This window comes from Dietzia maris, assembly GCF_014144855.1.
Taxonomy (GTDB): Bacteria; Actinomycetota; Actinomycetes; order Mycobacteriales; family Mycobacteriaceae; genus Dietzia; species Dietzia kunjamensis.
The window spans coordinates 1-1,962 of record NZ_JAALDN010000128.1; the positions used below are offsets into that span (position 1 = coordinate 1).

Genomic DNA, 1,962 nt, shown 5'->3' on the forward strand with positions numbered 1-1,962 from the left:
GCGCTGCTGGAGTGTGCGACCCCGGACGCGGTCGTCGCGGCGGTCCGCGCCCTGGACGCCGCGGACGTGCCGGTGCTCGTGTTGGGGGGCGGTTCGAACCTGGTGGTGGCCGGCGGCGACCTCGACCTGGTGGCGGTGGCGGTGCGCAACCGGGAGATCGACTACCTCGCCGGCCCGACCGAGGACCAGCTCGTCGTCCGCGCGGGCGCGGGCCTGACCTGGGACGATCTGGTCGCCGACACGGTCGCGCGCGGGTACGGCGGCCTCGAGTGCCTGTCCGGCATCCCCGGATCCGTGGGCGCGACGCCCGTGCAGAACGTCGGCGCCTACGGGGTGGAGGTCGCCCAGATCCTGCACCGCGTGCGCTGGTTCGACCGCGCCACCGGCGTCGACGAATGGGTGACCCCCGACGCCCTCGGCCTCGAGTACCGCACGTCCATCCTGAAGAACACCGACCGCGCCGTGGTCCTCGAGGTGGAGTTCCGCCTCGATCCCGCCGGACGCAGCGAACCGATCCGCTACGCCGAACTCGCCGGCCGCCTCGGTGTCGCCCCTGGTGACCGGACCGACCCGGCCGTGGTGCGGCGCACGGTGCTCGACCTGCGCCGCGGCAAGGGGATGGTGCTCGACGACGACGACTCCGACACCTGGTCCGCGGGATCGTTCTTCACCAACCCGGTGATACCCCAGGACGAACTCCCCACGGTGCGATCCCGGGTGGCCGCCAGGCTCGGCACCGCGCAGTCCGAGCAGATGCCCGCCTTCTCCGCACCCGGGGGCGTCAAACTCTCGGCGGGATGGCTCATCGAGCGGGCCGGTTTCTCCAAGGGGCATCCCTCGTCGTCGTCACCCGCTCGTCTCTCCACCAAACACACGCTGGCGCTGACCAACAGGGGTCAGGCCACCGCGGACGACGTGATCGCGTTGGCGCGCGAGGTACGTGACGGGGTGCGGGAGGCGTTCGGCGTGGAGCTGCACCCCGAGCCGGTGTGGGTGGGCTGCCACATCTGACCGCGCTCGGCGCAGCCGCGCGACCCTGATTCCCCGTTGCGGTGCCCACCCTGGCACGCTGGAGCCCGACCTTTGTGGTCTGTCCCGCCCCGTGCGCCCGATCCGGCGCCGCTCGTCGTTGGAGAAGCCCGTGGACCTGTTCGCGTATCCGGTGTCACTCGTCATGAAGTTCTGGCACTGGGCGTTGAGCTTCGTCGTGGACCCCGACTCCGGCATCGCATGGGTCGGCTCGGTGTTGCTGCTAGTGGTGACCGTGCGGCTGCTGCTCATGCGGTCCATGTGGCGGCAGCAGTACTCGATGCGCAAGATGGCGCAGCTCGCTCCCAAGATGAAGGAGCTGCAGCTCAAGTACTCCGGCCGCAAGTCCCCCGAGGACCGCCAGGCGCAGGCCAAGGAGATGCAGGAGCTGTACTCCGGCGCCGGCGTCAACCCCGCCGCCGGGTGCCTGCCGCTGCTGGTGCAGATCCCGGTGTTCCTCGGCCTGTACTACGTGCTGCTCAACTTCTCGCCTCCCGGCAAGTCCATCGAGGAGGCCTCGACCATGACCAACGGGGCGTTCCAGCCCGAGCAGGTCGCCTCCTTCCTCAACGCCGAGATCTTCGGGGTGCCCCTGGCGTCCTACATCCGGATGCCGCAGGAGGTCATGGACTCGCTGCACCCGGGGCTGCAGCAAAACGACATCCTCATGCTGGCCGTGCCGCTGTTCGTCCTGGCCGGCATCGCCACGTTCATCAACATGTGGAACTCCTTCCGCCGCCAGAAGGCGGCCAAGGCGGCCGAGCAGGCGGCGATCGCGCAGGTCGAGGCCGAGGACCGCGCCGGCGGGCCGTTCGTCGACGGCGAAGTGGTGGAGATCGACGGTGAGAAGCCCGCCACCGCGGCCGACGCCGACGTCGGGTCGGAGGGCGGCTCCACTGCCGCCGACCGCCGCGATGGTACGGCCGGCACCCC

The 1,962-nt window shown here is 70.6% G+C and carries 2 protein-coding genes; both read left to right on the forward strand.

All coding sequences use genetic code 11. The features are described 5' to 3' along the window. On the forward strand, window positions 1–1,011 hold a 1,011-nt coding region (locus G6024_RS04995), incomplete at its 5' end, for a UDP-N-acetylmuramate dehydrogenase (protein WP_159148208.1). A gap of 91 nt (window positions 1,012–1,102) precedes the next feature. Beyond that, window positions 1,103–1,962 (forward strand): membrane protein insertase YidC (gene yidC / locus G6024_RS05000; RefSeq protein ID WP_235027760.1); only part of this gene is annotated, 860 nt, incomplete at its 3' end.